Origin of the sequence: Allolucifera butyrica, from assembly GCF_900476375.1 — a bacterium.
GTDB lineage: Bacteria > Bacillota > Negativicutes > Sporomusales > UPPP01 > Lucifera > Lucifera butyrica.
On record NZ_UPPP01000084.1, the window covers coordinates 1 to 24147 of the forward strand.

A 24147-nucleotide genomic window follows, 5' to 3' on the forward strand; every position below is an offset into this window, starting at 1 on the left:
GCATTGCCGTTGAATGGAAACTGCAGTTGTATCCGGTGTTGCCGTATATCAAGCCTGTCAAAAAAGAGCCTGTTGCCCCTTCGTCCAAACAAAAATCAACATGGAGGCCGCCTGATAGTCATTATTACAAATACGGCCATACCTTGATTAATAAAGTCTCCTTCGAAGATACCGACAAGGACATTCTAGCAATGCTGGAATCCATTTTCCTATGCAAATATGCTTAACTACGAGGTGACATTTTCTCACGATAATTATCCCTATTTGGGGGTGACATTTTCACAAGTTATTGACATGGTAATAGTCCCGGCAAATTAAGAAAAACGCTGACCCGGTTTTGCGGCCCGCGGCGCAGGGCTCAGGGCGCAGAAAGATAATATAAAAAGGCAGATGGTTTTCATCTGCCCCGTAATATTTTCAACTTAGCTTCTGAACATTCGCTGCTTGCAATCCCCTTTCCCCTTTACGAACGTCAAACTCGACCTTCTCCCCTTCATTTAAATTTTTAAACCCTTCGCCTTGTATTTCACTATAGTGAACGAAGACATCTTCGCCATTGCTTTGTGAAATAAAGCCAAAGCCCTTCTCTGAATTAAACCATTTAACAGTTCCTTGCGCCATAATTTTAACCTCCAAAACTATTATTTATTTCTTGCGCAAAAATAGTATTCCCCACCTAGGCTTAAAAATAACTGCCGCAAAAATTTTTATGTCATCTTTTAGGAAACTCAACCAGCTTGCCAATATTCAAAGTTAAAGCTAAAAACAAAAAGAACTTCCAGAGTTGCACTCTAAAAGTTCCAGAAAACAGATGGTGATCCACCCGCGACTCGAACGCGGGACACCCTGATTAAAAGTCAGGTGCTCTACCGACTGAGCTAGTGGATCAGATGGCTGGGGCGGCTGGACTCGAACCAACGCATGCGGGAGTCAAAGTCCCGTGCCTTACCGACTTGGCTACGCCCCAAAGCTATGAAATTAAATATTTAGTGGGGTGACTGGTGGGACTCGAACCCACGAGTAACGGAGCCACAATCCGCCGTGTTGACCACTTCACCACAGCCACCATAGTATTCGCCCCCGGACATTAGCCCGGCGACGAATTATATTTTATCATTCTGTAATACTTATGTCAATAAAATATTTAAACATTTCCACTTGTAATTATTGTAAAATAACTGGCCCTTGCATTATACCTTAAACCGCTTAACTACCTCTTGCAAGTCAGCCGCCATTTTCGCCAAAGCAGCGGCGGAAGCAGCCATTTCGGCCACTGAGGCATTTTGTTCTTCACTGGCAGCCGCCATATTGCCGGACCGGTCGGCATTCAGTCTGGCCGCATCCGCAATCAGACGAACTGTGCGTTCGACCTCGACACCGGCGGTTTGCTGCCGTTCAGTTAACTCCACAATATGATTAATGTCCTGGCGGATTGCTTTGATGGCTTGATAGATTTCCCGGAAAGCCCGGCCTGAGGCTTCAACGACTTCCGCCCCATCCTGAACCTCTTGGCTGCCTTTGTCCATCGCCTGTACGGCCTCACCCGTCTCCATCTGAATTGAATTTACAATTTCAAAAATCTCCTTAGCCGCAGTCTCCGATTGTTCGGCCAGTCTGCGCACTTCTTCGGCCACCACGGCAAAACCCCGGCCCTGCTCACCGGCGCGGGCCGCTTCAATAGCGGCATTTAAAGCAAGCAAGTTGGTCTGCCCGGCGATTTCAGCAATCACACCCATGATTTCTCCAATTTGCCTTGATTTTTCACCCAAATTATGAATAATCTGAGTGGCTTGGCCGACATCCGCCCGGATCTGATTCATTTTGACTACGGCCTGTTCCGCTTGATCCGCTCCCAAGGCAGCCGCCTGTTCACTTTTTTCCGAAGTTGTAGCCACACTATGGGCAGCCTGCGTTGTATCGGCGATCGCCCCGCTCATCGCCTCAATCACCTGAAAAGACTGTTCCGACAAAGTAACTTGCTGTCCCGTTCCTTCTACAACATATTGAACCGAGGCAATCACTTCATCCGAGGCTTTTCCCAATTGCCCGGCCGCTGCCGCCAGTTCCTGGGAAGAGTCGGCCACGGACACGGCCGTCGCCGACGCGCGGGTAATAATGGCGCGTAATGAATCAATCATCCGGTTAAATCCTGCCGACAACCGTTTCACTTCCAAAGCGCCGTAAACATTTACCGAATTAGCCAAATTACCGGCTGCCACCTGTTCGGATACATTAGCCAGTTCCTGCACGGGCTTGGCAATACTCTGCGCCGTATAATAGGCGATGGCAATGGCGAATAAAAGAATCAGCAGGATAATCGCCGCCGCGATCACGGCCGAACGGATTACGGACGCGAAAATTTCCGTCACCGGCTCATAGGCAACGACACCCCAATGATATTTTTCCACCGGGGTAAAAACGATTAAGGAATTCTCACCGCGGCTGGATTTTGCTTTTACAAAGTTGCTTTGTCCGCCAATTACCTGGCTTATATATGGTAAAGAAGCAAAACTCTCCTTCTTTAAGACTCTCTTTTTATCAGGATGCGCAACGATCGTTCCCTTATTATCTACAATATCAATGTAACCACTTTTGCCGACCTTCACCTGGTCGGCAATGTTCCAAAGCGATTTCAGGCTAATATCCGCCGCCATAACGCCGGCAATCGAACCGTCGGGCCTGTGAATCGGCGCCGAGATTGTCACGCAGGGTGCATTCGTAAACGCCGAAATATAGGAATCGGAAATATAGTTTTTACCCTGCATTGCCGCCTGAAAATAGGGCCTGTCCTTCCGGTTGGCCAGATCTCCCGACGTTCTGGCAATTTGCATGCCGCTGGCGTCCATAACATAAATCAGTTCAAACTGGGGATTTTTTTGCTGCGCCACCAGAATCATATTCCTTATGGCCGCTTTATCCATGGCCTGTGCCGAAGGCGCTCCCGCCAGCGTTTCTACTAAACCCTGGGCATCACCCAGCAGCCGGTCGATTTCACTTGCCATTTGATGGGCCGTATTCATATTGGCCTGAGCCGTGCTTTCTTCAGCCGCAGACATATTCATATAGGCGCTGACAATGCCCAATATGCTGGCTGGAACAAGGGAAAATAAGACAAATAAAACAATTAGCTTAACCTTAAGAGTTCGTAATTTCGACAATACCTTCTCCTCCGCATAGCAAATTTTAATGCCAATTTACATTATACGACAAAACAAGTCATAATTTCCATAAAAATTTGCAATTTTAACAAGATCCAGGAAACCTCAACAGAGAAAGGCCGCTCAGGGCGGCCTTTCGGTAATTGGAACTTGGCGAAGAGGGAAGGAATCGTTGCTTGTTTTATATATTAAACATAACCTTTATAGCATTAGCCTTTTTATCCCGCATGACCTGGAAAGCCTCTATCCCATCTTCTAATTTAAAAGTATGTGTAATCAGCGGGGCCGTTTTTATCCTGCCGGTTTTAATGGTATCAGCGGCTGCCGTCCATTCATAGCCAGGAAACGGGGCACTGTAGGACATCCACGAACCGGTTATTTCCAACTCCCCTCTCAGTATTTGTTCAAAACCAGCCGGCGATAAAGTTAAATCTTTCGTAGCCGTACCGATAAAAACAACCTGGCCCAGTTTTGCCGCTGCTTCAATGCTCTGTCTTTGCGTTATGCTTGTTCCGGCTGTTTCGATAACTATCTGCGGTTTCCCTGCCCCCGCCATAAATTCTACCGGATCGTTTTCCCGGGAATTGATCACAATATCCGCCCCTAGTTTCTTAGCCAATTCCAATTTTTCCGGCACAATGTCGATTACATAGACCCGACCGGCTCCTCTGGCTTTCAAGCATTGCAGCGTTAGCAGGCCGATTGTACCGGCGCCAAAGACAGCGGCTGCCGCTCCCGCTTTAAAAGCGATCCGGTCGATGCCGTGCAATGCTACCGTAAGCGGTTCCAGCATCGCTCCGGCCGCATACTCCACTTCGTCGTCCAGTTTGAGTACATTGGCCGCTTTGACCGCCACATATTCAGCCATCGCCCCCTGCTTACGCGAACCGATGAAACTGTAAGCTTCACACAGGGCCGGCCGTCCAATTTGGCAATAACCGCATTTTCCACAAGGCAAAAGCGGCGCGGCGGTTACCCGGTCACCGCTTTTAAACCCGTTCACCAGCCGCCCGGCTGCTGCAATCGAGCCGGAAAACTCATGTCCCAGTATATTAGGAAAATAATGGACCGCTCCATCGAGGGCGCGCGGCAGGTCCGAACCGCAAATCCCGCAAGCCTGCACCCTGATTAATACCTCATCTTCCCGGTACGCCGGAATATCAATCCTTTCGCAGCGCAAATCTCCTGGTCCGTAAACCAGCAGCGCTTTCATCTTCTCCATAAGTCTCTCTCCCCGATCACATTTTAAATAGCCTTTTGTCCGGTGTTCGCTGTGGTGGCAAAAAGATAATCATCGATACAATTAATAATTCTATCTTTTAATAACTCCCCGGGGGCATTTCTCAACAGTCCGTTCCGGATTTTTTGGTACTGTACGGGCATAAACTGGTTTATTAAGGTCAGAGGAATTTCTACCGAGCCAAGATTTTTCATTAACCGGTCAATCGCTGTTTGAACCGCCGAAACAGGTAAATAATACCGGCACCGGTCGGAAAAACTGTATTTTCTGGCATACCTTATTCGAGCTGGCTTACCATGGTAGTGTTTTAGCCAGTTCGCCGGATTCTGCCCCATAACACCGTCCAGCACTTCCATAAAATTCGACAGTTCCACCTCCGGACTAAACCGGAACAGCTCGGTTTCCATATAACTTAAAGCAAACAGTCCTTCCCGCATGGCAAAAGTCAAAGCCGGCCCGACTTTCAAAATAGCGATGCCGTCTTCCACCATTTCTTTTAGCGCCCGCGGCGTTTGATAATCCGTAGAATGCCCTTCAAAGACAAGGCCGGGATATTTTTTCAGCGCCTGCGACAGCTCCCGGGCAGCATCCCGGTTATATTCATGAATCGTCTCATCGCCAAATTCCACCCCGGGCTGCACGACTACCGCAATCACATTATTCCAGGCATTCGCTAACCCATGTTCTAAAAACGCCTGTTTAAAAGCAGCCACGGTATTTTCAAAATCCGCCGCCCTGGTGACTTGAATCCCCGCCTCTTCTTCCCGGCTGCCGCCCGGAACCGGAACCTCGCTGCCCACAATATATACCGGTCGAATCGCAGCCGGCCCGGCCGCTGCCCGGACCGTGAAAGAATCTTCCGCTTCTTTGGCCAGAACGGCGCCTCTGGCGGCGATTACCCCGGTATCGAGAGGCAAATCCTTCCGGTCATCGCCCAGACGCATGCTCGTGTCGATGTGAATCTTGGTAAACCCGGCCAGAACATACTGCCTTATTAGTTCCAGCGCTTTGCTCATGGCCGCGCCGGCCGGTTCCTCCTGCCAGGTTAACGGCCCGAGATGGTCGCCGCCAAGCAGTACCTTATCCAGCGGAAAACCTACTTTCCCGGCAATCGTATACACGAAATTTTTAAAATCAGCCGGGTTCATGCCGGTATACCCGCCAAACTGATTGACCTGATTGGCGGTTGCCTCGATCAGAGCATACTGATTATCCTCTAGCGCCCTGTGCATCACCGCTTCAATTACGTATTCATTCGCACTGCAGGCTGAATAAATCCCACAGGGAATGCCGTTTTTATGTTTATCTACCAGCTCTTTTAACGGATGTTTCCTCTTCATAACCTCACTCCTTGCGTTCACTGAATCGTTTTAGCTGCCGTAAATACTCTAGCTCCCGGTTATCAGGCAGGAGTGGTTTTATCCGCCGCGGCGATCCTCTTGCTTTCATCCTTGTAGAATTTTATAGTGGCAATTACGGAGGCGATATAAATCACGCCAATAATGACCAGTCCCGGCAAATTATCCGGCTTAAAGAGCTGCAGTAAAATATAGGTAATCGGACTGCCGCCCTGGTCCATGGACGCTACCTGGGTAACGCCTGCGGCCAGCTTGGTGCCTGCCTGCTGCGCGAGGATCGTGTGATAGGGAATTGTTTGGGTAGAAATCCATAACGTGCCGGCCATAATCACAAAGCCGGAAATAAGCGTCCGGAATAAATTGCCGCGATGGATGCCGACCGCCATCGCCACAAAGAAACCGATGGTGGCCAAATCACCAAACGGAAGAACTTTATTGCCGGGAACAATGGCGGCAATAATCAGCGTCAGGGGAACAAACAGCAGGCTCGCCGCAACAACTTGCGAGTCTCCCAATAATAATGCCGGGTCCAGTCCAATCGTAAACTTTTTGCCGGCGAACCGTTTTTCCAGCATGTCGCGGGCCGCTTCCGCCACCGGCAGCAATCCTTCCATGATGCATTTAACAACCTTAGGCATTAGTACCATTACGGCCGCCATTTGCATGCCTAATTGCAGAATCAGTTTGGCTTCATAACCGGCCATCGCGCCAATAATTGCCCCCAGGATCAAACCAATTATCATCGGCTCGCCGATAACGCCGAATTTCTCTTCAATAATTGCCGAATTAAAATTAATGTTTCTCAGACCGGGTATCCTCTCAATCAGCATCTCAACCGGAACGGCAATGGGTCCGCAATAAGCGGAAGTGCCGTGGGGAATGGCTACGCCTTTCAAATCATAATAATTTTCGATTACGGGGGCAAACCAGTCGCCCAGCTTAAAGACAAAGGCGGCATGAATTGCTACGCCGATCAACCCAATGGTGAGACTGCCTGTGGCAATATGCAGCAAAGCTCCCGTAAAAGCCATGTGCCAGATATTCCAAATGTCCACATTCACAACTCTGGTTAACCCCAAAACCAGCATCACCACATTGACGGCCACTGCCACCGGAATCGCCAGACTCCCTGCATGGGACGCCCAGGTCATGGGAGAGGAACCCGGCCAGCCCACATCCACAACGGTAAGCTGTACGCCAAAGCGCTCCGCCATCAGTTTTGCCGCCGGTCCCAGATTATTCAGCATAAGCCCGATGACCAAACCAATGCCGATAAAACCAATGCCGATCATGATGCCGGACCGGAATGCACGGCTTGGTTTTTGCCCCAGCAATATCGCAAAAATAAAGATGACGACCGGCAGCATAACCGATGGACCAAGCGCCAGTATATATTGAATAAACGCCATGATGAATACCCCCTTATAAAAATTAAGGTTATCTCAGGTTGAATGATCGCATACTGCGCCATTTGGTCTTCAGCGGCAGGTTTTGCTCAAAACGCTGGACTTTGAAGACCTTTTGGTGTATGCTCGTAGTAGTTTAACTATTTACTCATATATTGTCAGTGCTTTGCTCCGGGTGCGTTCCAAGACAACCGGGAGCCTTTTTTATTTTTATACCAGTCATACTTACTGCTCATTTCTTTATCAAGTGAGCACGAATCTTCTGCCAGGCTTCCCCCGCCCCGATGCCGGAGACAAAAGGCATACCGCTCTCCAGGGGAATTCCATAGTCTTTGGTCACCCGGGCCGTGGTCACGATTAAATCGGCATTCCGGCAATTCGCCCCAATCTCCGAAACCCGGCATTGGACAATTTCAACATCAATCCCTTCTTTTTTACTTAACTCCACAATTTTGTTGGCAGCAACCGTTGAAGTGGCAACGGCTCCCCCACAGGCAACAATAACTCTCTTCTTCATCCTTTTCACCTCCTTCCTTATATTTCTTGATTTATAATTTCCGCAACTGCTTTGGGATCCATGGCATTCTTGATTTTTAACATTACCGCCTCATTTTGAAAAAGTCCCATTAACTTTTGCAGAAACAATAAATGCTCTTGCGGCTTCGTTACTGCCAGCATAAATACGGCATTTACGTCGACAACGTCCGCATCACTCCCTCCCATAACCTGAAACGGTATACTATGCTCCAATACCCAAACCGCGGCCGTTGTTTGATTCACATGACCGGCAGCAGCATGCGGAATGGCCACGCCCAATCCGGCAGCCATAATTCCGGTAGGGAATTCTTTCTCCCTGTCCAGTAACGCCTGGACATACGACTCCTTCACATAGCCCTGTTCCACCAGCATGGCCCCCATAGCGCGGATTACTTCTTCCCGTTTCGAGGCTTTAACACCAATTTTGATTAAATTTTCATCAATCTTAGACACAGCCTGTTTTTCCAACATAGTTTAAAACCTCCGTTACAATGAGTCCGGCATCGGATAAATTGCCTAACTGCTCTACCATATCCGTTTCTTTAAGCAAACTGTAAAAGCTTAAAAACAAATCTTTATGTTCTGCTTTTAAGGCCAGCATAAATACCATACTAACCTCATCCTCATCCCAGGCTGCCGGATTTTTAATGACGGCAATGCCGATTCCCGGTTTATAAATGTTGGCCGTCTTTCCGGTATGGGGAATCGCTACCCCATTGCCGATATAAGAACTGCCCCAGCTTTCTCTTTCCATCACGTCGTTATAAAAATTCTCCCCAACATAGCCGGCTGCGCACATTACGCCGGCCATAATATTCAGGATTTCTTCTTTCGAAGCGAGTGAATGAAATACCCGGACCAGCCCTGCGTGAAACAAATCTTTCAGTCCGGCTGGAATACACTCTTCCTGGAGAGCATTCTTTTCAACCAGTTCGTCCCGTAATTTAATATTGGCAATCAGAGTTTCCAGTTTTTCCCCATTGAGAACTTCTTCCATTGGCAAAAAAGGAATCTCTTGATAATGGGGATTGATCATACCGGTAATCAGTACGATTTCCCGGCTGGCCTGTTGTAAACAAGCAATCTCTGCCGCAATATCCGACTGGCTTCCCATCAGTCCCAGAGGAATTACCTCCATGTCGCTTTTTAATTGCCGTAGTTTTTCTTCAATAATATACTTTATTTTTAATGCGGTGCCTTTGCCCGTAAAGCAAGTCGTAACAATCGTTTTCTGCCAATCCGTCTTGGGGCCGGTTCTTGGTTTGGCAATCAACCGGGGAAACAACTCGCCGAGTTCGACCAGCGAATCGTAAACCGTATACAATGTTGCCGAGGGCAATACGGACTTTCTGATTGCTTCCATAACCAAAAGCGTGTCTACCCGGGCAATAACCCGCGTTGGGATTCCCAGCTCTTCCGTTATCAGTTCGCCAAACGTAATCAGTGATCCCATATCTACCAGCAGCAGCACGCCCCGGCCCTGATTTACCGCCTTGGCGGCGGCTCGAACCCGTTCCAGTACGGCTTCCACCTTTTCATCCATTCCCATCGTTATGGCTACACCATGCTGAATCCCGACAATCGCCTGAGCAATATCAATCAGTGCTTTCGCCACTTCTCCATGGGTAACAACAATCAGTCCTACATTGCCGGCAAAATTGCCGGCTCTTTCTTTTGCCGAAAAGTGATTGAGATATAAAGCGATAAACCCGGCTTCCTCTTCCGGAAATTCCAGACCCAGTTTCAGTTTGAGCATTCTGGTAATTTTCAGGGCAATTTTGAATTCTCTTTTGTAATGATTCCTGACACTTTCCCAATGGGGGTTTACGATTGGCTTGCCGGTTCGCAGCCGCTCCCAGGCAGCGCTAAGATGCAAACAGAGAACGTTAATAATCCCAAAGTCACGAACCCCCATTTCGGATACCAAAATCCGTTTGATATCATCCATCACCCGGATCAGTTCCTCACCGACAATATCTTGCAATAACGTGGTTGATATCCCCGCATATTTGTTTTCAATACTCAGGGTGGTTACCCTGATTTTGTCTTCCAGTTCATTGTCCAGGATCTGTTTGGCCTCCGCCGCTGACTTATGGTCACGCAGCAGTTCATCCATTCTTTTCTCCATTAATTGGTAAATATTATATTCCGGTATGTCTTTACTAACCATAGCCGTGATCCCCGGTTTGCTATTGGGGGCAATTTCCAATTCACCGGCACCGATAAGATCCAGTTCCGTCTTTTGTAATACCAGATTCGCCGGTTGATTCTTTACATGCAAAGGCAAATCCGTCAGGCTAATCTTCATGATCTCGCTGCCGCCGGACAGGGAATTCAGGAATGCCTTCGCGCAAATAACCTGGATATCCGACTTTAATTGTCCGATATTGCCCGAACATTGATACAGCAGCAATAACTTCATGATTTCTTTGGGTACTTGGATTACTTTATTAATCCGGGCTGCTTCCCTGCCCAGAAAAATCCGGATTAACTGCAGCCGTTCCGAATTGGGCCTCCCTTCCAGCGGTGGAATCTGAATCGTGACAGGTATGCGGCGGCGGAAGGTGTTTAAAAGACTGGACTCAATGCCTTCCGTCGTCGCTCCGATGATCATAAGGTTTACTTTGCGAACCCGTTCCGTCTCGCCGAGGCGGGAAAATTCGCCTTTGTCCATAATGCGGAAAAGAATTTCCTGGCCTTTGGGCGGCAGCCGGTGAATTTCATCCAAAAACAAAATACCGCCGTTGGCTTTTTCCACTAAACCGGCCTTATCCGCCTCCGCCCCGGTAAAGCTGCCTTTTCCATAGCCGAACAACTGGGCTACCAGCAGTTGGGGATTGTCGCCGTAATCCGCGCAATTAAATACAACCAGCGGAATTTTCCGGCTGCGGACCTGCTGCGCAAAACGATGCATCTCTTCCACAAGCTGGCTTTTGCCGACTCCGGTGCTGCCGGAAATCATGGTATGCAGGCCGTATTGCGGATAGAGGATGGCTGCTTTGGCTAATTTGATCACGGGGGCAAGACTGCCATTGTAACCGACGACACTGGAAAATGCCTCATTCTTTTCTACTTCTGCGTTAGATAAAATACGCTGCGGCGGCTTGGCAATATCCGGTGTAGCCTTACCGGTGTTTCCCGCCCGAATCGCTTCCATATCCTTTCTATATTTAGTAAGACCAAATGAAGAGATTTGGAAGCCCTGTTTATTTAGCGCAATGACCAGTTTGCGATAGGAAAGATCCCGATTTTCCCGCAGCAGCTGCGCAATCGCTTTTAGCAAAACATCCTCCCGCCGGCTCAGATAATTGGGAATATCGGCAGCCTGCCTCAGCTCATTGATCTTTTCCCGCCCCACCCCTAAGCGCTGTGCCAACTCTTCGTCGGTGAGCGGATTTTTTTTGTCTTCCCCTTCAATTAAGGAACGCAGTTGTTTTATCAAGCTAAACCCCCCACGCTGTTTATTTATATTGCAAATCTTATGCCAAACTGTTTTATTCCTTTTATCAATCCTCGCAATTGCTGATTCTACAAAGCCGGAACAGCCCTTTTCATCACAAACTATAACACAGATGATAGCATTTTGAATATTAGTACAATTTTCCCTGTAGCTATAATCTGTGATATGAATTGCGAGGTTTACCCGTCCCCTCCCGCAGACTGCCAACAAAAAAATACAACCACCTGCCAATTAGGATTGGACAGGTGGTTGTATTTCCTCATTCGTCTTTCTGCTCGAGAATATATTCCATAATATCACCAGGCTGACAGTTGAGAACCGCACAAATTTGATGAACTTGAAAAGTATCGGGGTATTACTATTGGGCGGAACAAGAAATTGAAAAGTTAGAAAACGAATTATCTGCCGCTCTGCCGGAAAATACTTGTAAGCAATTGAGCAAACTGCATGAATCCTTTACGCTCCAGGAAACGATTGCCGGAGAAGTCTTCTATAATCAGGGATTCTCGGACGGCATCCGGTTTATTATGCAGTCCTTAACCTGGGAACCGGTTCGAAGATAACTCTCAGCCTGCCAGGCATTTCAAAACCTTGCATATTTTTCTGCTTATGGATATAATATAAGAAAAGAACTGACGTGCTCTAACGCCAGCCCAACAGGTTGTCTAACCGGAAACGGTTAGCCCAAAATGGCTAGTTACAAAAAGTAACCGCTTACCTTTGGCCAGGAGCGGTTACTTGCTTTTATAACATATTCTGCCAATTGGAAAAAGAAAAATGAATTGCCAGAAAACCAGCAGCGGGCCGGAACCGGCCCGCTGCTTCAATTTATAATTCAAATCAAGGAATGCTTCAGCTTATCTACTTCCCCCTTCATAATATAGGGTAGCCATTGTTGGATCTGATCCCGGGACCAATTCCACCATTGTATCTGCTGTAACCTGTTAATTGTTTCTTGGTCAAACCGTTTTTTAATTTCCTTGGCCGGGACACCGCCGGCAATCGAATAAGGCGGAATATCCTTGGTTACAACGGCTCTTGCTCCGACGATGGCGCCATCACCAATATGAACCCCCGCTAAGATCACCGCTTCATAGCCGATCCAGACATCATTGCCAATCACGATGTCCCCTCTATTTTCCCACGCAGCGGCAATATCCTTTCGCTCCAAATTCCATTCTTCAAAGAATATGGGAAACGGATAAGTCGAAAGGGATTGCAGGGTGTGATTCGCACTGGTAAAAAGAAACTTGGCCCCACAAGCGATGGAGCAATACTTGCCAATAATCAATCGGTCTTTATTGACCGGGTAATGGTATAGAACATTATTCTTTTCAAATTGCGCCGGATCGTTAACAAAATCATTGTATATAGTGTAATCGCCAACGATAATGTTGGGATTGGCAATTACATTCTGCAAATACACCGTGGCAAAATCATTGCTTCGCGGATATATCTTTTTCTCTGGAATAGTCATAAAAAATCCTCCCGAATTTTTATTCTTTATTCAACTATTCCAGTATAGACAATGCACAGTTTCACTGTACCACCAACCTTTACATATTAATAATCAAAATAAAAACTGCTGTTACTGTCTCAAATATACTAATTTCGCCATTTATTTCCTCTATCTTTTTTGGGCCGCACCGTCTAATATCACCACATAGCCTTGCGTTCCGTCTACGCGGATATGTTGCCCATCTTTAATCAGCGTCGTCGCATCATCCACCCCTACTACTGCCGGAATACCGTATTCACGGGCTACAACCGCCCCGTGAGTCATTAATCCTCCCACCTCCGTAATGATGGCAATGGCCGATTGAAACAAGGGAGTCCAGCCAGGGTCGGTGTGCGGTGCAACCAGAATCTCCCCTTCATTTAAAATGGCATCCTCCGGTCTGAGGATGATGCGGGCGATCCCCTCGGCGACTCCGGCGGAAACCGGACTGCCAATCAGTGTCCCTTCGGGAATAGCGCCCCGGTGCGCCGGCACCACTACAAATTCCCCCTCACTGGTCATTACCCGAGGCGGTTTCAAACTTTGATGCCATTCATACTGTTCCTTGCGGCGAGTGATCAATCCGGAAACGTTTTCCGCCGGTTTTCCTGCTATTAATTGGCTTAATTCCTCCAAACTCAGGTAATAGACATCCTCCGCCTGTTCCAATACCCCTTGGTGGACCAGTTCATTCGCTTCCGCCATAATTGCCTGCTTACACAACCCCATTACAGTGATTATTAAAAATTTGTGGTGTTCCCGCAGGCCGCCCAGATGACGAAACACGGTAATTAGCCGGGTAATAATCCTGGTTTTAAAATAATTTCCCTCTACCGCCTGTAAAATCCGTTCGGCGGCCGCGGCCGCTTCTTTCTCGCCCTCGGCAAAACGCAGCCTGTGTTCACCGGGTTGCAGACTTCGTATGTGGCTAAAAAGCGCCCCTACCAATCGGGTCGGCGCTTCATACCAGCGAGGATTGGTCAGGTCAATTTCCCCCGGGCATCGCATGCCGTATTTATCGATAAAGGTTTTCCAAGCATGTCCAAAGGGTTTACCGCCGGGAACCCGTTCAAGACCGGCAGAAAAGGTTTGGTCAACGGCCGTTTTTAGATATGCCTGAACCTCGGGTAATTCCCGCAGCCGGTCTGCCAGATCGCCAAGCTCCAGTCCCATTTCACTGGTAACATTACCGGGAAGAGACTTATTCAGCTTATTCAGCTCTGCCGGGTCTTTAAACTTACGGATCATTATTTTTTTCAGCAGCAGATTGGCAATCATTCCGGGCAGAAGATACGGTATAACAACCTTGAAAATATCCGAAACCAGGCTATCTAATTCCTGCTGCACCGCCCGTATGCGTTCAACACCCTGCCCCCCGCTGAGCGCTTGTCTGGTCTGGGCAATTCTTTGCTGCATGAAGGTTTCAACTTGCGACTTGCCAATTTGCGGATCACCGCTACGAAGGTTGGTCCACGCTTTTTTAAAAATGGGTCCCAGAACTTTCCGGGCAGCGGTGAGACCCGGGGCATTGGTTGATTCTTGACTTTTAAGAAACTCCGGACGTTTAACGATTGTCTCCACGGCACGGCTCATCGCCTCATCGGCATTCGTTAATAGTTTCGGAAAAACGATACGCGCTACTTTATAATGAAGCAGATCCGTAATATCGATAAAGATTCTGCCCCCCGCCTCCTTAAAGAAATTGGCAGGAAATATGGTTTTCAACACCGATAGCCCTAATGGCTTCATTGCGTCCGTCATCATTTGCACATGGCCGAATGATAACAACACCCGGATTGGCCGCTGCGGAATGTCCGGCAGCGGGTACAGCGTAGTGACCGGGCGGCTCTGAACAATAAAAAACTCCCCCTTTGCCAGACAAAACTCGATGTCCTGCGGTTTGCCATAGTGCTGTTCGATTTTTTTCCCTAACGCGGCCAGCTCAATTAACTGCCGGTCCGTTAAGACTTGCTTTTGCTGTTGTGCCGCCGGCAGTTCTTTACTGACTGTCCCACCTTCCGGCAAGGAATAAATGGCCAATTTTTTTTGTGATATCTTCTTACTAATCAGGGTATTGTTTTTTACTTTGTACAAGTCGGCCGATACTAAGCCGGACACCAATGCCTCTCCCAATCCAAAACTGGCGTCTATGGAAACGACCGTACGGTTGCCGTTTACCGGATCGGCGGTAAACAAAATCCCGGAGACATCCGGAATAACCATTTGCTGCACAACAATGGATAAATAAACTTCCCGGTGATCGAAGCCGTTTTTGGCCCGGTAAGCAATGGCCCGGTCGGTAAATAAAGATGCCCAGCAGTTACGAACCTGCTGTAAAATTTCCTCCCGGCCCTTGATATTTAAATAGGTATCCTGCTGACCGGCAAAAGAGGCATTGGGCAAATCTTCGGCTGTCGCACTGGAACGGATGGCATATGAATACTCAGTTCCCTGTTTAGTCCAGGCCTGAATAATTGCATCCCTGATTGGAACAGGCAGCGGTAATTGCTGCAAATGGGTACGGATCCGTTCCCCCAATTCCCGCAGCTGGGTCAAATTGGCGGGGTCTATTGCGGCAAGCTCGGCGAAAAAACGGTCCATTTCCCGGCTGGTGGCAATAAAGTCTTTATAGGCATGGGTTGTAACGCAAAACCCGCCGGGCACAGGAAAACCGGCCTGCGTCATTTCCCCTAAGTTTGCGCCCTTGCCGCCAACCTCGGCAAGGCTTGCGTGGTCAATTTGGTTGAAAAATAGTACATACCGGCTCATTGCATAGTTCACCTCTCATTTAATAAAGCATAGTAAGTACCTGCCTCATTATTTTTCTGCAGTTAGTTTCAATAGTATACTCCAGCCGAAAAGCAGTACCTTGTTTTTTTGCGCTGCCAAAAGGTCTTCAAACTTCTATTTATCCGGAAATGGACTTTTCCCATCCGTTGCATATTTTCTATTCCTTGGGTATAATATAAGAAAAGGACTGACGTGCGCAAACACGCCAGCCCCACAGGCTGTCTAACCGGGAACGGTTAGCTCATGTTACAGGGTTAAGAATAACCGCCGTCTTTGAGCAGGGGCGGTTATTTCTTTTTTATGATTAATACGATTAACGTAGCAAATGCGACCGCAAATGACAACGCCTCATATACAGTCATAAAGCACCACCCCCTTTCCAGAAGGGTGGCTAACCGTCCCCGACAACCTGATATAGTTAGTATAACATAATTTACCAGATAAAAACTATATCCAAAAAGGACGCCGCTTTTTTATTCTCTTCCGGCGGCACGAGTTATACTACCGTGGACGGCGGCTCTTGCTAGGTGAAAATTCTTTATAATTATTTTAGCCTTTTTTATAAAATCTTTAAAAATACTTTAAAGCCTGTTTATACTTTTTGTTTATAATGACCTCATAACAACTAAGGAGGTTATTTTTTCATGAACAAAATTAAACTTTTGTACGATGTCTTCCAAACATTTAAAAGCAAAGAAGCCGTAACCGGGGTGTTAAGGGCGGAAATTGAAAAAGACCAGGTGAAGGTATTTACCATTCAGAAGGACTTTGCAAAGAATCTATCAACCGGTCAAACCAGAGTAAAAATGAATGCGGAAGCAAATTATGAGGCAAGGACAGAGGGCCACGAATATTATGACCGGTTCCCGCATTGTCCGCCGGATAGAGGGCACCACGAATTTCTACCGCCACATCACTCCCATTGCCACGGGCGAGAGGGACTAAAGCGGAAATTTGCCAAATGGGCCTTGGCCTTAAGTATTTTAAACGCGTTACAAATGGAAGAAAAGGATAACCAAACAATTGAATTATCGCTAAAAGCGACCGATCTTCCGGCTGATGCAAAGCAGCTGGTTCGGGAAAAAGTGGCTCATGTCGCCTTGCGGCATCCTCTGGGTTGCAGCCTGCTTCAAGATTTCCAGTCCGGAGATCCGCTCGATTTCGGATTGATTGCGCTTGTCAACAAAAACTCAGAAGTAGAAAAAATAGTAATTACTGCCGCCGGGAATCGCTCCGATTCTCAAACTCAACAAGCCGCTCTAACGGCAAGCGCGGAACTCTCCCTGGTGTGGTAAAAGCATCCTAACCGGCAGCATCCTTCCCGCTGCCCCTATTATACCTGGGAAAAAATTGCTGCATTTATTGAAGTCCGGGGCGCAAATACTCTCTTTGCGCCCTGGATTGTTATCCATTATAATAAGGAACATAAATAAGTGAAAGGTGAAATCCATGGACCATTGCCATCACCCGCATCAAAAAAATATTCCCCCGTATTTACGGCGAAAGTATCACCGGGATCATTTCCTGCGGCATTATAAATATTTCCGTTTTCTTCGTCCTGTCACTATCTTATTTAACCTGACTATATTCTATTTATTATTTATCTGGGCCAATAATAAAGGACTGGTAATTTTTTTCGGTTCAGTAATTATTATTAAAGAAATACTTCACTTCTTTTTCTTATTGCGCTTTGACCGGAAAACAATCAAGCCCATGATAAAGATTAAACAGGGTCTGGACGAAGTTGCTAAAGGAAATTATAACGTAAAAATTGACTATGGTATGCCTAATGACATTGCCATCGTCATCGACTCGTTTAATGAAATGACGGCGAAACTTTATGAAAGTGAAAAAATCAAATCCGAATATGAAGAAAACCGCAAAGCACTAATTGCCAATATCTCCCATGATCTGAAAACGCCCATAACCTCCATTCAAGGCTACGTGGAAGCTCTTTTGGAGAACGCACCCGGCTCGGCGGAAAATAGATACAAATATTTACAGACCATTTATCATAACACCGTTTACGTGAATAAGCTAATTGACGATCTCTTTTTATTTGCCAAACTGGACATGCAAAAATTGGAGTTTCAATATCAGAACACAAAAATCCGGGCCTTTATGGATGACTTGATGGAAGAATACCGCTTTGATTTTAGTGAACGGAATATTGAATTTCACTACCACGCCGATTCCCTGGAAAATGTTTTAGTACAACTTGATGGCAAACGGTTCCGGCAAGCGGTCAATAATATCATAAATAACGCCATCCTGCACGGTCCGGCGGAGGGCTTACTGCTCTCGATAACATTATATCGCCAAAATGACTTTGTTTCTATCGATATCAAGGATAACGGACCCGGTATTTCTGACGAAAAACTGCCTTTTATTTTTGACCGGTTTTACCGCATTCATTCGGAACGCCCGAAAGAAATCACCGGGACGGGTTTGGGACTGGCCATTGCTAAAGAACTCATTGAAGCCCACTGCGGAAAAATCACCGTTTCCAGCACCGTAAACGAGGGGAGTTGCTTTACGGTCCGGCTCCCAATTTTGAACGAGGAAAGCGAGGCTTACAATGAAACGCATCCTGATCATTGAAGACGACCTTGATATTGCCGAACTCGAACGCGATTATTTGCAATTAAATGGTTATAAAGCGGAAATTGTCCAAAACGGACTGACAGGTTTGAAAAGGGCGGCTTCCGCTGCCTATGACGCTGTTGTTGTCGATTTGATGCTGCCCGATAAAGACGGCTTTGAGATCATTAAAGAAATCCGCAGGAATCAGGAAATCCCGGTCATTGTCGTATCGGCCAAAACAGAAGATATCGATAAAATCCGCGGTCTTGATTTCGGCGCCGATGATTATTTAACTAAACCGTTTAGTCCGGCGGAATTGGTGGCAAGAATCAAGGCTCATCTCAAACGGTACCAACGATTAAAAGGTCCGGGGCCGGCGCAGGATATAATTCAATATAAAGGTCTGGAAATTAATACGGCATCGCATAAGGTTTTTGTAAATGGCAGCGAAATTCAACTGACCACCAAGGAATATGACCTTTTACTCTTTATGGCTTCCAATCCCAATATCGTTTTTAGTAAAGAACATATTTTTGATGTGATTTGGGGTAATGATAACTTTGGCGAAGTAGCCACCGTAGCGGTTCATATCCAAAAGCTGCGCAAAAAGCTGGAAAAGGACCCGGCCAATCCGGAGTTCATTGAGACGTTATGGGGCACGGGTTATCGCTTTAATTCCCTTTAAAGAACTTTTAAATTATTTTAAAAAAATTATTCTTGACATTATTTTCTAACAAGCTTTATAATTTGAATATAATTCAAATTATCGAGGTAGATAGCCATGGCCAGAACGCCGCAAGATCCCCAAATCCGTATCAATGAAATCTTAGACACCGCCGATCTTCTATTTTTCACCCAGGGCTACCAGGCAACAACGATCCGGGACATCGCCAAAAAAATGGGGGTTGCCCAGGGAATGCTTTATTATTACTTTAAATCCAAAGAGGAAGTATTGGAAACCCTGCTGGAGCGGCACGCCGCTTTCCTGATTTCAGAGATCAAAAATGTAATCTGTCTTAACAGCTCTCCAGCGGAAAAAATCGCTTTAATCGTATCGACGGTGTTACATAAGGCCGCTTATAAAGACGGATTACTGCTCAATATGCTGTATGCTGCGCAAAATTTGCATCTTAAGGTCCAATTATTTCATCAACTCGAATTGGCGCTCTCTCCCTGGCTGCTAAAAATTTTGGAAGAGGGAATTGGCAATCAGGATTTCTGTGTGTCTCACCCCCCCACCGCCGTGGATTATATCCTGGTTATTACGGATTTTTTAAGTGAAGCGCTTTATCAAAAAACGTCTGCCGATATTTTGTCCTTTCGCTTAAGCATGGCGGAAGCCCTTATTGAAAAAGCATTGGGCGCACAGGAAAAAACAATTCATATCTTACTGTGATCGCCAGTAAAAAAATAATTACGAAAAATCCCGCTATCCAAACCGGTTTTGGATAAGCGGTTTTTTTAGACAAATTAATTGAATATAGTTCAATTAATAAAATTTCAGATCACCCTCTATAAAAAATAATTATGAAAAGGAGTCCATTCATGAAACGATTCCATTGGCTAACTAAACTTCCTAAAAAACAATTACATTATGGTTTAGCTGCGGCAGCAGGACTCTGTATTGCCGCGAGTGTTATCCTGAGTCAGAATAGCGAAACGAAGATTCCGGCTGAAGAGACTGTTACTGTACGTACAATTACGATTCACACTGCAGAAGACACACAAGAATACACCTATGCCGGTGAAGTGCGCGGCTGGTATGAAAGCCATCTGGCGTTTCAAGTCGGCGGAAAGATCATTAAGCGAAATGTAGAACTGGGCAGTAAAGTCAAGGCCGGTGATATATTAATGCGGATTGATGCCCAAGACATTCAGCAAATGGTAACTAGCAGTTCAGCCCAGGTAGCTTCTGCCGAATCACAGTTGCGGCTGGCTGAAAGCAATCTGAACCGCTATAAAAAACTTTTCGCTGATGGAGCGATTAGTCAGGCCCTGTATGAACAATATGTCAATGCCTATAATGTTGCCGCTGCCGGGGAACAGCAGGCTTCTTCCCAATATGTACAAAGCGCCAATCAACTGGCTTACAGTCGCCTACGGGCCGATAAACCGGGTATTGTGTCTAATATCGCCGCCGAAGCGGGGCAAGTAGTCGGTGCCGGCCAAACGGTTATTACTATAGTACAGGATGGCGAACGCGAGGTGGAGATCAGTGTTCCGGAAAATCGAATGGAAAAACTGTGTAATGCAGGACAAATTAAAGTAACCTTTTGGGCTCTTCCCAAGGTGACTGTAGCGGGGAAAATAAGAGAAATTGCCCCGATGGCCGATCCCATTACCCGTACTTTTAAAGCACGGATTCGTTTAATCAATCCGCCGCCGGCAATAGAGCTCGGCATGACAGCAACGGTTCATGTGGCTGACAGCCGTGCGCAACAAACTATAAATATTCCTTTGGCGGCCGTTTATCAAACTGGGAATACACCTGCCGTTTGGGTAGTAAAGGATAATGTGCTCGCCCTACAGCCAATTACAACCGGTCAATTCGGCAACGGAACGATTCAAGTGCTAAGCGGCCTCAAACAAGGCGACTGCATTGTAACTGCCGGAGTCCATAAGCTCAGAGAGGGGCAAAAGGCAAGATCAGGCGGTGATTCCTTATGAAAAATTCCAACCTGGCAGAATGGGCTCTTAAGCACAAGCAATTTATTTATTTTTTCATGGCCCTCTTTTTTACCACTGGCTTGTTTTCCTATATAAATCTAGGACGTATGGAAGACCCCGATTTTACAATCAAACAAATGGTAGTTAGCGTAGCCTGGCCGGGAGCCACTGCCCGTCAAATGGAAGAACAGGTGACGGACAAAGTGGAAAAAAAGCTGCAGGATTTACCGGGCCTGGATTATTTACAAAGTGATTCGAGGCCGGGACAAACTATTATTTACGTCAATTTGAAAGATACGGTGCCGAAGAAAGACGTTCGCGCCAAATGGCTGGAAGTCCGCAACATGGTTAATGACATGGCGGCCACTTTGCCCACCGGCGTTCAGCCCCCGCAGTTTAACGACCGCTTTGATGACGTATACGGGATTATTTATGCTCTTACCGGGGATGGCTATACCTATGAAGAACTGCGGGAAAAGGCGGAAAAAATCCGCCGCATCCTCCGGGACGTACCGAGTGTAAAAAAAGTTGAACTGCTGGGCACACAAACCGAAAGTATCTACATCAATATAGAAAATAGTAAAATGGCCCGGTTGGGAATCGATCCTGCGCTGATTACCGGCACGATTCAGGCGCAAAATTCCATGACGGCCGCCGGAATGCTTGAAACGTCGACCGATAATGTATATCTGCGCCTAACGGGTATGTTTGAACGGGTAGAGGACATCCGGACCCTTCCCATTACAGCCGGCGGACGCACTTTCCGCCTGGGGGATATCGCCAAAGTAACCCGCGCTTATGCCGAGCCGGCGGATCCCGAGTTTTTTTACAATGGCCAGCCTGCCATAGGGATTGCCGTCTCCATGGAATCCGGGGGAAACATTCTCACCCTGGGAAAGCGTCTGGAAACAACCATTGCCAGGATTCAGCAGGAATTGCCTGCCGGACTGGAAATCCATCAGACCGTAAATCAACCGAAAATTGTAGAAAATTCCATTAACGAATTTGTAAAATCGCTGGCCGAAGCAATACTCATTATTTTTATTGTTAGCTTTGCCAGCCTCGGCATGCGCCCGGGCTTCGTCGTCGCCCTCTGCATTCCTTTTGTCCTTGCCGTTGTCTTTACCATCATGTATTTAAAGAATATTGACCTGCAGCGGATCTCTCTGGGAGCGCTCATCATCGCTCTGGGGCTGCTTGTCGACGATGCGATGATTGTCATCGAAATGATGGCCGTGAAATTGGAGCAGGGCTGGGAACGGCTGAACGCCGCCGCCTTCGCCTATAGCGCCACCGCTTTTCCCATGCTGACGGGAACCCTTGTTACCTGCGCCGGTTTTATCCCGGTCGGGTTTGCCCAAGGCAGCGCCTCCGAATACTGCTCGTCCATTTTTTCGGTGATCAACATTGCGCTAATCATATCCTGGATTGTCGCCGCTACCGTAACGCCACTCCTGGGATACCTCTTTATCCAGCCCGCAGCCACGGCAAAAAACAAAAAAGAGAACCCTGTATATGATTCCAGGCCTTACCGGTTGTTTAAACAAATGCTCAGTTGGTGTCTGACCCATCGTAAAATCGTGTTAACCGCTACTTTGGTTTTGTTTATCGCCTCCGTCGGCTTACTAACCTTGGTGAAAGAAGAATTCTTTCCCGCATCCACCCGGCCGGAACTGATTGTCCAGCTAAAATTGCAGGACGGAGCTTCCCTGAAAAACACGGCAGCAGTAGCCGGTCAGTTGGCCCGGAAACTGAATGGCGATCCCCTGATTGCTTACTATACCTATCATGTGGGGGAAGGAGCGCCCCGTTTTGTTCTTACTTTCGACCCTACTTTTAATCGAACCAATTTTGCCGAATTTGTTATTGTTGCTAAAAATACGGATGCCCGTAACCAATTGCATACCAAAATCAACAGATTGTTAGCGGAAGAGTTTCCCAGCGTTCAGGTCCATATGAAAGTAATCAGCAACGGAACCTCTGCCGACTATCCTGTTATGCTGCGCGTAGAGGGTTATGACCATGACAAAGTCCGGGCCATCGCTAAAAAGGTCCAAACGGTCATGGCCGCTAATCCCAACACCAAAAATGTTAATATGAACTGGTATGAAAAAAGTAAAATTATGCATTTATCCATTGACCAGGACAAAGCCCGCAACCTGGGTATCACTTCCGAGTCTTTGGCCGCCGCGCTCCAAACTGATTTATCCGGAATAAACATTGCCGAATTCCGGCAAGCCGACAGAACCATCCCGGTCATCTTGCGTTTTGATGCTCATTCCAGAAATGACCCTGCCCGTGTCAAGGACCTTTCCATCCCTATCGGAAGTGGCAACTATATACCGCTTGCGCAGATTGCCAAAATCAGCTTTGAAGCGGAAGACGGATTAATTTATCGCCGCGATTTAAAACCGGCGATCCTCGTGCAGGCGGAAATCAAACCGGGCGTCACCGGGGATGATGTGACCCGTCAAGTATATGAAAGCCTCCATGAGCTGCGCGCCGGTCTGCCGCCCGGCTATACGATCCAATATGACGGTTCAACCGAAGAAAGCATCAAGGAAACCCGGCTGCTCATGGCCCCTGTACCGGCCATGATGATCATCATCATGATTCTCCTGATGCTTCAACTGCAAAATATCCCTAAAATGATATTAACTTTATTGACGGCGCCGCTGGGTATCATCGGTGTCGCCGTCGGTCTCTTTTTAACGGGAAAGCCGGTCGGGTTTGTCGTACAGCTCGGTATATTAGCCCTATCCGGGATCATTATGCGCAACTCAGTGATTTTAATAGACCAAATTGACCAGCATCTCGCTGTCGGCGAAAACGTACGGGATTCCATCATTAATGCTGCAGTAACCCGCTTACGCCCCATTTTGCTGACGGCAGCAGCTGCTATCTTAGCGATGATTCCTTTAGTTTCCAACATATTTTGGGGGCCAATGGCGGTCGCTATCGGATCCGGCTTGTTTGCCGCCACAGTATTGACACTGCTGGTACTGCCGGTTATGTATGCTGCCTGGTATAAAGTTTAACGATGAATTAATTCCAGGACCCTCTGTATCTCGCTCAAAAATTCATACCGGCCGGCCCCATTTTCTCTGACCGGTTGCATATTTTACATTCTATGGGTATAATATAAGAAAAGGACTGACGTGTTGTCGCACGCCAGCCCCACAGGTTGTCTAACCGGAAACGGTTAGCCTGAGTTGGGATTATTTAAGAAATAACCGCGAACCCTGGCATGGGGCGGTTATTTCTTTTTTATGATCAATACGATTAACATAGCAAATGCGACCGCAAATGACAACGTCTCATATGTAGTCATAAAGCACCACCCCCTTTCAAAAGGGTGTGGCTAACCGTCCCCAACAACCTGTTACGCTTAGTATAACATATTTTCCCAGTGGTAAAAAAGGAAGTTTTTGTTCCCGGTTTTGCACCGCC

At 47.1% G+C, this 24147-nt stretch carries 18 protein-coding genes, 3 tRNA genes and 1 pseudogene; 8 read left to right on the forward strand and 14 right to left on the reverse strand.

All coding sequences use genetic code 11. From position 1 onward, the window contains the following. Window positions 1–227 (forward strand): hypothetical protein (locus LUCIF_RS26545; protein WP_207857955.1); only part of this gene is annotated, 227 nt, incomplete at its 5' end. Window positions 228–417: 190 nt separating this feature from the next. Here the strand turns inward: LUCIF_RS26545 and LUCIF_RS17010 are convergent. The 12 genes and pseudogenes from LUCIF_RS17010 to LUCIF_RS27350 all read right to left on the reverse strand — a co-directional run. Continuing rightward, entirely contained in the window at window positions 418–621 is a 204-nt protein-coding gene (locus LUCIF_RS17010; RefSeq protein WP_122629094.1) for a cold-shock protein, read from the reverse strand. 191 nt (window positions 622–812) lie between these two features. Then, window positions 813–888 (reverse strand) — tRNA-Lys (locus tag LUCIF_RS17015). Window positions 889–891: 3 nt separating this feature from the next. Continuing rightward, window positions 892–967, reverse strand: a tRNA-Gln gene (locus LUCIF_RS17020). Window positions 968–990: 23 nt separating this feature from the next. Beyond that, window positions 991–1066, reverse strand: a tRNA-His gene (locus LUCIF_RS17025). A 124-nt stretch (window positions 1067–1190) separates the two neighbouring features. Further along, window positions 1191–3158: a methyl-accepting chemotaxis protein gene (locus LUCIF_RS17030; RefSeq protein ID WP_122629095.1), complete on the reverse strand. Its 1968-nt coding sequence runs from the start codon at window positions 3156–3158 to the stop codon at window positions 1191–1193. Window positions 3159–3339: 181 nt separating this feature from the next. Further along, entirely contained in the window at window positions 3340–4380 is a 1041-nt protein-coding gene (locus LUCIF_RS17035) for a galactitol-1-phosphate 5-dehydrogenase (RefSeq protein WP_207857956.1), read from the reverse strand. Between the two features lie 23 nt (window positions 4381–4403). Further along, on the reverse strand, window positions 4404–5738 hold the full coding sequence (locus tag LUCIF_RS17040; protein WP_122629096.1) for a class II D-tagatose-bisphosphate aldolase, non-catalytic subunit: 1335 nt from the start codon (window positions 5736–5738) through the stop codon (window positions 4404–4406). Window positions 5739–5800: 62 nt separating this feature from the next. Then, window positions 5801–7165: a PTS galactitol transporter subunit IIC gene (locus tag LUCIF_RS17045; RefSeq protein WP_122629097.1), complete on the reverse strand. Its 1365-nt coding sequence runs from the start codon at window positions 7163–7165 to the stop codon at window positions 5801–5803. Window positions 7166–7394: 229 nt separating this feature from the next. Beyond that, window positions 7395–7679 (reverse strand): PTS galactitol transporter subunit IIB, encoded by a 285-nt coding sequence (gatB, locus tag LUCIF_RS17050; RefSeq protein ID WP_122629098.1) that lies wholly within the window; start codon window positions 7677–7679, stop codon window positions 7395–7397. Window positions 7680–7696: 17 nt separating this feature from the next. Further along, window positions 7697–8170 (reverse strand): PTS sugar transporter subunit IIA, encoded by a 474-nt coding sequence (locus LUCIF_RS17055; protein ID WP_122629099.1) that lies wholly within the window; start codon window positions 8168–8170, stop codon window positions 7697–7699. Next, entirely contained in the window at window positions 8145–11141 is a 2997-nt protein-coding gene (locus LUCIF_RS17060) for a sigma 54-interacting transcriptional regulator (RefSeq protein WP_122629128.1), read from the reverse strand. Before LUCIF_RS17060 ends, LUCIF_RS17055 begins: the two co-directional genes overlap by 26 nt. A 277-nt stretch (window positions 11142–11418) precedes the next feature. After that, a pseudogene (locus tag LUCIF_RS27350) lies at window positions 11419–11496 on the reverse strand (helix-turn-helix domain-containing protein); the annotation flags it as partial. 97 nt (window positions 11497–11593) lie between these two features. Here LUCIF_RS27350 and LUCIF_RS27050 point away from each other — a divergent pair. Beyond that, on the forward strand, window positions 11594–11722 hold the full coding sequence (locus LUCIF_RS27050; protein WP_279386969.1) for a hypothetical protein: 129 nt from the start codon (window positions 11594–11596) through the stop codon (window positions 11720–11722). A 272-nt stretch (window positions 11723–11994) separates the two neighbouring features. On the opposite strand, the gene LUCIF_RS17070 is transcribed toward LUCIF_RS27050, so the two are convergent. Together LUCIF_RS17070 and LUCIF_RS17075 are read right to left on the reverse strand one after the other, a co-directional pair. Then, complete coding sequence (locus LUCIF_RS17070) at window positions 11995–12636, reverse strand: CatB-related O-acetyltransferase (protein WP_122629100.1); 642 nt, start codon at window positions 12634–12636, stop codon at window positions 11995–11997. A 150-nt stretch (window positions 12637–12786) separates the two neighbouring features. Continuing rightward, the gene (locus tag LUCIF_RS17075) at window positions 12787–15426 is read right to left on the reverse strand and encodes a phosphoenolpyruvate synthase (RefSeq protein ID WP_122629101.1); all 2640 of its coding nucleotides are present in this window, start codon (window positions 15424–15426) and stop codon (window positions 12787–12789) included. Between the two features lie 665 nt (window positions 15427–16091). Between LUCIF_RS17075 and LUCIF_RS17080 the strand changes: the two genes are divergently transcribed. From LUCIF_RS17080 to LUCIF_RS17105, 6 genes are all read left to right on the forward strand, one after another. Continuing rightward, window positions 16092–16742 carry a hypothetical protein gene (locus LUCIF_RS17080; protein ID WP_122629102.1) on the forward strand — a complete coding sequence of 217 codons (651 nt, stop codon included), beginning with the start codon at window positions 16092–16094 and terminating at the stop codon, window positions 16740–16742. A 154-nt stretch (window positions 16743–16896) separates the two neighbouring features. Beyond that, window positions 16897–18048 carry a sensor histidine kinase gene (locus tag LUCIF_RS17085; protein ID WP_122629103.1) on the forward strand — a complete coding sequence of 384 codons (1152 nt, stop codon included), beginning with the start codon at window positions 16897–16899 and terminating at the stop codon, window positions 18046–18048. Then, the gene (locus tag LUCIF_RS17090) at window positions 18026–18715 is read left to right on the forward strand and encodes a response regulator transcription factor (RefSeq protein WP_122629104.1); all 690 of its coding nucleotides are present in this window, start codon (window positions 18026–18028) and stop codon (window positions 18713–18715) included. The genes LUCIF_RS17085 and LUCIF_RS17090 overlap by 23 nt, the downstream gene beginning before the upstream one ends. A 96-nt stretch (window positions 18716–18811) precedes the next feature. Then, window positions 18812–19426, forward strand: coding sequence for a TetR/AcrR family transcriptional regulator (locus tag LUCIF_RS17095; protein ID WP_122629105.1), 615 nt, complete (start codon window positions 18812–18814; stop codon window positions 19424–19426). Window positions 19427–19575: 149 nt separating this feature from the next. After that, window positions 19576–20697, forward strand: a complete 1122-nt coding sequence (locus tag LUCIF_RS17100) for an efflux RND transporter periplasmic adaptor subunit (RefSeq protein WP_122629106.1) — start codon at window positions 19576–19578, stop codon at window positions 20695–20697. Beyond that, window positions 20694–23735: an efflux RND transporter permease subunit gene (locus LUCIF_RS17105; RefSeq protein ID WP_122629107.1), complete on the forward strand. Its 3042-nt coding sequence runs from the start codon at window positions 20694–20696 to the stop codon at window positions 23733–23735. Before LUCIF_RS17100 ends, LUCIF_RS17105 begins: the two co-directional genes overlap by 4 nt. Window positions 23736–24147 lie beyond the last annotated feature (412 nt).

What these genes read in the sequence shown, in the direction of transcription:
- LUCIF_RS17105 (WP_122629107.1), top strand. Translation starts at nt 20,694, where the DNA reads ATGAAAAATTCCAACCTGGCAGAATGGGCTCTTAAGCACAAGCAATTT.
- LUCIF_RS17080 (WP_122629102.1), top strand. Translation starts at nt 16,092, where the DNA reads ATGAACAAAATTAAACTTTTGTACGATGTCTTCCAAACATTTAAAAGC.
- LUCIF_RS17055 (WP_122629099.1), bottom strand. Translation starts at nt 8,170, where the DNA reads ATGTTGGAAAAACAGGCTGTGTCTAAGATTGATGAAAATTTAATCAAA.
- LUCIF_RS17090 (WP_122629104.1), top strand. Translation starts at nt 18,026, where the DNA reads ATGAAACGCATCCTGATCATTGAAGACGACCTTGATATTGCCGAACTC.
- LUCIF_RS17035 (WP_207857956.1), bottom strand. Translation starts at nt 4,380, where the DNA reads ATGGAGAAGATGAAAGCGCTGCTGGTTTACGGACCAGGAGATTTGCGC.
- LUCIF_RS17095 (WP_122629105.1), top strand. Translation starts at nt 18,812, where the DNA reads ATGGCCAGAACGCCGCAAGATCCCCAAATCCGTATCAATGAAATCTTA.
- LUCIF_RS17010 (WP_122629094.1), bottom strand. Translation starts at nt 621, where the DNA reads ATGGCGCAAGGAACTGTTAAATGGTTTAATTCAGAGAAGGGCTTTGGC.
- LUCIF_RS17040 (WP_122629096.1), bottom strand. Translation starts at nt 5,738, where the DNA reads ATGAAGAGGAAACATCCGTTAAAAGAGCTGGTAGATAAACATAAAAAC.
- gatB (WP_122629098.1), bottom strand. Translation starts at nt 7,679, where the DNA reads ATGAAGAAGAGAGTTATTGTTGCCTGTGGGGGAGCCGTTGCCACTTCA.
- LUCIF_RS17085 (WP_122629103.1), top strand. Translation starts at nt 16,897, where the DNA reads ATGGACCATTGCCATCACCCGCATCAAAAAAATATTCCCCCGTATTTA.
- LUCIF_RS17075 (WP_122629101.1), bottom strand. Translation starts at nt 15,426, where the DNA reads ATGAGCCGGTATGTACTATTTTTCAACCAAATTGACCACGCAAGCCTT.
- LUCIF_RS17045 (WP_122629097.1), bottom strand. Translation starts at nt 7,165, where the DNA reads ATGGCGTTTATTCAATATATACTGGCGCTTGGTCCATCGGTTATGCTG.
- LUCIF_RS17070 (WP_122629100.1), bottom strand. Translation starts at nt 12,636, where the DNA reads ATGACTATTCCAGAGAAAAAGATATATCCGCGAAGCAATGATTTTGCC.
- LUCIF_RS17100 (WP_122629106.1), top strand. Translation starts at nt 19,576, where the DNA reads ATGAAACGATTCCATTGGCTAACTAAACTTCCTAAAAAACAATTACAT.